Origin of the sequence: uncultured Ellagibacter sp. (assembly GCF_934636505.1) — a bacterium.
GTDB lineage: Bacteria > Actinomycetota > Coriobacteriia > Coriobacteriales > Eggerthellaceae > Ellagibacter.
The window spans coordinates 22632-29193 of record NZ_CAKUAL010000021.1; the positions used below are offsets into that span (position 1 = coordinate 22632).

At 62.2% G+C, this 6562-nt stretch carries 7 protein-coding genes; all 7 read left to right on the plus strand.

Features of this window, described 5'->3' with window-relative positions:
• Nucleotides 1-50: 50 nt before the first annotated feature.
• Nucleotides 51-563: a YbhB/YbcL family Raf kinase inhibitor-like protein gene (locus tag Q0G18_RS04055; RefSeq protein ID WP_297149725.1), complete on the plus strand. Its 513-nt coding sequence runs from the start codon at nucleotides 51-53 to the stop codon at nucleotides 561-563.
• 210 nt (nucleotides 564-773) lie between these two features.
• Nucleotides 774-2660: an acetyl-CoA carboxylase biotin carboxyl carrier protein gene (accB, locus tag Q0G18_RS04060; protein WP_296060526.1), complete on the plus strand. Its 1887-nt coding sequence runs from the start codon at nucleotides 774-776 to the stop codon at nucleotides 2658-2660.
• A complete protein-coding gene (gene accC, locus Q0G18_RS04065) occupies nucleotides 2660-4012 on the plus strand; it encodes an acetyl-CoA carboxylase biotin carboxylase subunit (protein WP_297149729.1) in 1353 nt (450 codons plus the stop codon). Before accB ends, accC begins: the two co-directional genes overlap by 1 nt.
• Nucleotides 4009-4362, plus strand: coding sequence for an Asp23/Gls24 family envelope stress response protein (locus Q0G18_RS04070; RefSeq protein ID WP_158048678.1), 354 nt, complete (start codon nucleotides 4009-4011; stop codon nucleotides 4360-4362). Before accC ends, Q0G18_RS04070 begins: the two co-directional genes overlap by 4 nt.
• 7 nt (nucleotides 4363-4369) lie before the next feature.
• Entirely contained in the window at nucleotides 4370-5041 is a 672-nt protein-coding gene (gene nusB, locus Q0G18_RS04075; protein WP_297149732.1) for a transcription antitermination factor NusB, read from the plus strand.
• On the plus strand, nucleotides 5028-5342 hold the full coding sequence (locus Q0G18_RS04080) for an exodeoxyribonuclease VII small subunit (protein WP_297149735.1): 315 nt from the start codon (nucleotides 5028-5030) through the stop codon (nucleotides 5340-5342). The genes nusB and Q0G18_RS04080 overlap by 14 nt, the downstream gene beginning before the upstream one ends.
• Nucleotides 5343-5391: 49 nt before the next feature.
• Nucleotides 5392-6562, plus strand: a 1171-nt coding sequence (dxs, locus tag Q0G18_RS04085) for a 1-deoxy-D-xylulose-5-phosphate synthase (RefSeq protein ID WP_297149739.1), incomplete at its 3' end; no start/stop codon positions are given.

The window sequence follows — 6562 nt, forward strand, 5'->3', positions numbered from 1 at the left end:
GCGCGTGGTACACTCGCAGTGTCACGCCGTCGAACGAAAGGGGTCCTGCCATGCGTGTGAGCGTCGAGCTTGAAGGGAATCTGCTGTCCGATCGATTCGGGAAGTACGCGCCTGAGGCTGACAGGCTCGAGGGCTTTCCCGTGCGCTCTTTCCCCATCCATATAGAGGAGGTGCCCGAAGGTAGCGCCTCGCTTGCGCTCGCGTTTATCGACTTCGACGCGATTCCCGTGGGCGGCTTTTGTTGGATTCATTGGTTGGCCTGCGATTTCGACCCGTCGACAACGTTCATTCCCGAAGATGCCTCGCGCACGGGAGCCATCGCGTGCACCCAGGGCGCGAACTCCAACTGGTCGCCGATGGCGCACGGCAGCTCGAATCCTGCTGTGTTCAATCGCTATTGCGGCCCCCAGCCGCCCGATAAGACGCATGTCTACACGCTCGCCGTCTACGCGCTCGATTGCAAGCTGGGGCTTTCCGAGGGGTACTACCTCAACGAGTTTCGCCGTGCGATCGAGGGCCACGTGCTCGCGAAGGCGGTCGTCGAGCTTCCGAGCCGCGCATAGTCAAGCCAGGCGCGCCAATCGCCCAGCCGAGTTTGCCCAACCCGCCCAGTGAAGCACGAACTACGCTCATTGCTCCGCGCGCTCGCGCCGCCTACCCGTTCATGTGTTGCTTGTCCGTGAAATTCGGATGCCAGAAGGCCGCTTGCGCGGCCTTCTCCTATAATTTTGATTTCGTTCTTTGACTTAAACAACCGAAGGAGGTGTGAGTTCATGCCACGGCTTCAAATTATGGATACCACCATCCGTGACGGCCAGCAGAGCTTGTGGGCCACGCGCATGCAGATCGGCGATATGCTGCCGATTCTGCCGAAGATGGACCGAGTAGGGTATTGGGCTATCGAGGCTTGGGGTGGCGCAACGTTCGATACGTGCCTGCGCTTCCTCGACGAGAATCCTTGGGAGCGCCTGCGCTCCATCAAGGCGAACACCCCGAACACGCCGCTTTCGATGCTCTCTCGCGGACAAAATTTGGTTGGCTACAAGCATTACTCGCGCGAGATCTGCAACCGCTTCATCAAGGCGGCCAACCGAAACGGCATCCATGTGTTCCGCGTGTTCGACGCGCTGAACGACATTCGAAACGTGGTGGACAACGCCGACGCTATCAAGGAGTGCGGTGCGCATTTCGAAGGCGCCATCTCGTATACCATCAGCCCTGTTCACACGCTTGATAGCTTCCTTGACTACGGTCAACAGCTCAAGGATCTGGGCGCCGACTCCATCTGCATCAAGGATATGGCGGGCATGCTCACGCCGTATCGCACCGAGCGCATCGTGAAGGCGTTCAATGCGGAAATCGGTCTGCCCCTGCACCTGCATTGCCACTATGTCGGCGGCATGGCCCCGGCAAACTACATCAAGGCCGCCGAGGCTGGTGCCGCGATCGTTGACACGGCGACCGCGCCACTCGCTTTCGGCAACTCCCAGCCCGCCGTCGAGATGCTTGCGGCGGCGCTCCAGGAGAGCCGTTACGATACCGGTCTTGACCTGGGTCTTCTGTTCGAGATTGCGGAATACTGGGAAGGCGTGCGCAAGCGCTGCCACTACAAGCGCGGCGTTTCCTCGCTCACGCACATGAAGGTGTATTCCCACCAGGTTCCGGGCGGCATGATGTCGAACCTCATGAGCCAGCTGGAAATCCAGAACGCCACGGACCGCCTGGGCGAGGTTATGGCCGAAATCCCGAAGGTCCGCGCCGAGGTCGGCTATCCGCCGCTCGTCACGCCGATGTCCCAGATCGTGGGCACGCAGGCCGTGTTCAACGTGATCACGGGCAAGCGCTGGAGCGTCGTGTCCAAGGAGATGAAGGACTACATCTGCGGCTACTACGGCAAGGCACCCGGCCGCATGGACAAGGAAATCGTGAAGAAGGTCGTGGGCAACTCCGACGTCCTCGATCCCGATATTGCGCCCGGTTCGCTCGTCACCACGACGTTTGACGAGGTGGCGGAAGAAATCGGAGACCTCGCGCAGAGCGAGGAAGACGTCCTCATGTATGCGCTGTTCCCCAACGAGGCGCGCACATACCTGAGCAAGCACCGCACGTCCGAGAAGGTTGACTTCTTGCTCGAGCAGGAATCGAGCGGTACCAAGGAGGAAGATTACGTGGATATCAATCAGATTCGCGAGCTGGTTCGCGTTGCCGAGGAAAGCGGCGTCGGCGAAATCGTAGTCGAAGAGGAAGGCACCCGCATCGCAGTGCGCATGCCCGGCCAGGCTGTGGCCGCCCCTGCGGCAGCCGCCGTCCCCGCTGCGGCTCCTACCGCTGCCGTGGCTCCCGCCCCTGCGGCGCCCGCTCCCGCGCAGGAGAGCGAGCACCCCGCCAACTGGTATGCCGTGAAGGCGCCGATGGTGGGCACCTTCTATGCCGCACCGGCCCCCGATGAGCCGCCGTTCGTCAAGGTGGGCGACGAGGTTGCCGCCAATCAGACGCTGTGCATCGTCGAGGCGATGAAGCTCATGAACGAGATCACCGCCGAGGAGATGGGCACTGTTCGCGAGGTGTGCGTCGAGGACGCCACCCCGGTTGAGTTCGGCACCGTGCTCTTCTACATCGAGCCGCATGCGAAGACCCCGCTTGTCTCGGAGCAGTCATAATGTTTAAGAAGATTCTCATCGCCAATCGCGGGGAAGTTGCGCTGCGCGTCATGCGTGCCTGCAAGGAACTCGGGGTGAAGACCGTGGCGGTTTACTCGACCGCCGACGAGGACACCTACCCGGTTCGCTACGCTGACGAAAAGGTTTGCATCGGACCTGCTCAGGCGAATAAAAGCTATCTCGTGATGTCGAACATCATCGAGGCGGCGAAGATTACCGGCGCCGAGGCGATCCATCCCGGCTACGGCTTCTTGGCTGAAAACGCCGACTTCGCCCGCGCCTGTGTTGACAACGACCTCGTGTTCATCGGGCCTTCCGCCGAGTGCATCGAGCGCATGGGCGACAAGTCCTCCGCTCGCGAGACCATGAAGGCTTGCGGCGTCCCCACGGTGCCCGGCTCCGACGGCTGCATCGACACCGTCGAGGAGGCGCGCACCTTCGCTGAGGAAGTCGGCTACCCGGTGCTCATCAAGGCCACGGCAGGCGGCGGCGGCAAGGGCATGCGCGAAGTGCACGACCCGGCCGACCTCGAGTCCCACTACAAGGCTGCTCGCGCCGAGGCGGGTGCGGCGTTCGGCAACGACGGAGTGTACCTCGAGAAGCTCGTGCTGCGCCCTCGCCACGTCGAGGTGCAGGTGCTCGCCGACAACCACGGCAACAACGTGGCGCTTTGCGAGCGCGACTGCTCGGTGCAGCGTCGCCATCAGAAGCTCATCGAAGAGGCTCCGTCCCCGGTGCTTACCGAGGAGCTGCGTCGCGCGATGGGCGTTGCAGCCATCAAAGCGGTGCGCGCGGTCGACTACAAAAACGCCGGCACGATCGAGTTTCTGCTCGACACCACGGGCAAGTTCTACTTCATGGAGATGAACACGCGCGTGCAGGTCGAGCATCCCGTTTCCGAGCAGATCACGGGCACCGATATCATCAAAGAGCAGCTGCGAATTGCGGCTGGCGAACCTATGAGCTGCGCCGATCGCGCTCCGTTTACCCCCTTCGGCCATGCGATGGAGTTCCGCATCAACGCCGAGGACCCCGATCACGGCTTCCGTCCGTGCCCGGGCAAGATCACGCGCTTCGAGCCCCCGATGGGCCCGGGCGTGCGCGTGGAGACCTACGTTCACGAAGGCTCCTCTATTTCGCCGTATTATGACTCCATGGTGGCGAAGGTCATCGTGAGCGGGCAGGATCGCGAGGAATGCCTTGCACGCGGTCGCCGCGCGCTCGACGAGTTCAAGATCGAAGGCATCGCCACCACGTTGCCGTTCCACCGTCGCGTGCTCGACAACGAGGTGTTCCGTGCGGGTGAAGCCACGACTGACTTCATCGAGACCCAGATGGGAGACTTGTTATGAGTGAGTTGAACGTCGAAGGTATGGCGCTCGCCCCGGGCGTCGTGGAAACAATCGTGTCCATTGCGGTCAGCGAGGTCGAGGGCGTTGCGTGCGTCGGCTCGGCGGGCGCTCAGGGCCGCGGCATCCGCGCCGTGTTCGGCCAGAAGCCGTCGACCCAGGGCATCGAAATCACCGTAAACGAAGACAACAAACTGGCAGTCGCCGTGCGCATCGAGGTCTACTACGGCTTCGTGCTTCCCGAGGTCGCGTCCAGCTTGCGCCAGGCTGTGGCCGATGCGGTGGCAAGCCAGGTCGGCGTCGAGGTTGCCTCGGTCGATGTCTACATCGACGGCATCCAGTTCGCCGAATAGGAGATCAATGGCATCACGACGACATGAACGCACCGCTGCGCGTCAAAGCGCGCTCCAGGTGCTCTATACCAGTGAAATAAAGGGCACGCGTCCGTCCGACCTGCTCGATTCGGGCCTTGTGCTCGAAGACGACGGCAAGTCGCTTTCGGACTACGCGATCGGGCTGATCGAGGGCGTCGACGAGAAGATGCTCCCCATCGACGTGCGCCTCAATTCGACCTCCGAGAACTGGAAGCTTAACCGCATGCCCATCGTTGACCGCTGCATCCTGCGTCTGGCGACGTACGAGATGCTCTTCGTCGACGAGGTGCCGGTCTCGGTCGCCATCAACGAAGCGGTCGAACTGGCGAAGGATTTCGGTGGCGAAGACGAGTCGCCCCGTTTCGTGAACGGTGTTTTGGGCCGCATTGCCCGTCAGCTCGAGGAGGACGCGAAAGATCCCGAGGCGGCGCGCCGTCGAGAGGAAGAGGCCCTGGCGGCCTACGCGTTCCCGACCAATGAAGAAGATTCTGCAGCTGAAACCGCTGGCGAGCAGCCTGCATCCGAAGGCGCCGTTGAGAACGCGCCCGCGGCAGAAGGCGAGGATACCTCGGCCGATGCCGCATCGCTCGAAGAGCCGGCTTGCGCAGCAGAGGAACCGACCTGTGCTCCCGAGGAGCCGGCGAATGTCGGACTCTAACGTTGCATCGTACGATCAGGTTCGCGACCGCCTCGATGAAATCGTCGAGGCGGTAAGCGCGCCCGGCATCTCGCTTGACGAAGCGCTCGCGCTCTACGAGGAGGCGGTGAAGCTCGGCCTTTCCGCATGCGATCTGTCTGAGGAAGGCGCCGAGGAGCTTCTCGAGCAGGATGCTGCAAACCTCACAACCAAGCAGGGCGAACAGGCCGACCAGGCCGACGCATCCGACGATCAAAGCTCGCCTTCCCAGGGCGAGGCGGCAGCTGCACGCCAAGACGAGGCGGCGTCGACTGCGCGATAGCACCGCTTTTGCGACGAAGGCGCGAGGGGAAAAGAGGAGTTCTTGCATCATGGCGAATAAGCGCATACTTGACGTGGTCGATTCACCTGCCGACCTGAAACTTCTCACCGACGATGAGCTTTCGATTCTTGCTCGCGAGATCAGGGAGCAGATCATCACCACCACTTCTAAAACGGGTGGCCATGTGGCGTCGTCCCTTGGCGCGGTCGAGATTATCCTTGCAGTTCACAGCCTTCTTAACTGCCCCGAAGACAAGTTCATCTTCGACGTGGGGCACCAGTCGTATGCGCACAAGCTCGTGACGGGGCGGCGCGACTGCTTCGACACGCTGCGCACGTTCCACGGCATTTCAGGCTTCCCGAAGCCCTCTGAGAGCGAATACGACGTACACGCCTCCGGGCACGCGTCCGACTCGCTTTCGATTGCCGTGGGGCTTGCCAAGGCGCGAGCGCTTTCGGGCGGCACGAACAAGATCGTCGCGCTCATCGGCGACGCGGCGTTAGGCGGAGGCATGGCCTTCGAGGCGCTCAACTACATCGGGCAGGCCCAGCTTCCCATGGTCATCATCCTGAACGACAACGAGATGTCCATCTCGCGCAACGTCGGCGCGCTCATGAAGCACCTTGGCTATTTGCGCACGTCATCGTCGTATCGCACGACGCGCGACCGCGTGCAGGAAGCCATGGAGCAATCGGGCGCTCTTGGCAGCGCCCTCATGCATTTCGGGCGCAACGCGAAGGAATCGATGAAGCAGTTCGTCATTCCTCACTCGATGATCTTCGAGCAGCTGGGCATCGTGTGCACGACGCCGGTCGACGGGCACAATATCCACGAGCTGAAGGAAATGCTCTCGACGTGTCTGGCCTCTGACGGTCCGGTGCTCATGCACGTGGTCACCAAGAAGGGCGCCGGGTACGGTCCCGCGATGGCGGAGCCGACGCGTTTCCATGGTACGGGTCCTTACGATATCGCCACGGGCAAGGCCCTAAAGAAGCCCGCGAAGGCGCCGAGCTATACCTCGGTGTTCGGGAAGGCTCTTTTGGACGAGGCGCGCGCCGACGAGCGCATCGTCGCGATCACTGCCGCGATGGAAAGCGGCACGGGCCTCACCGACTTCGAGAAGGAGTTCCCCGATCGCTTCATCGACGTAGGCATTTGCGAGGAGAACGCGGCCGGTATGGCGGCGGGGCTTGCCATCGGCGGGAGCAAGCCGGTGTTTG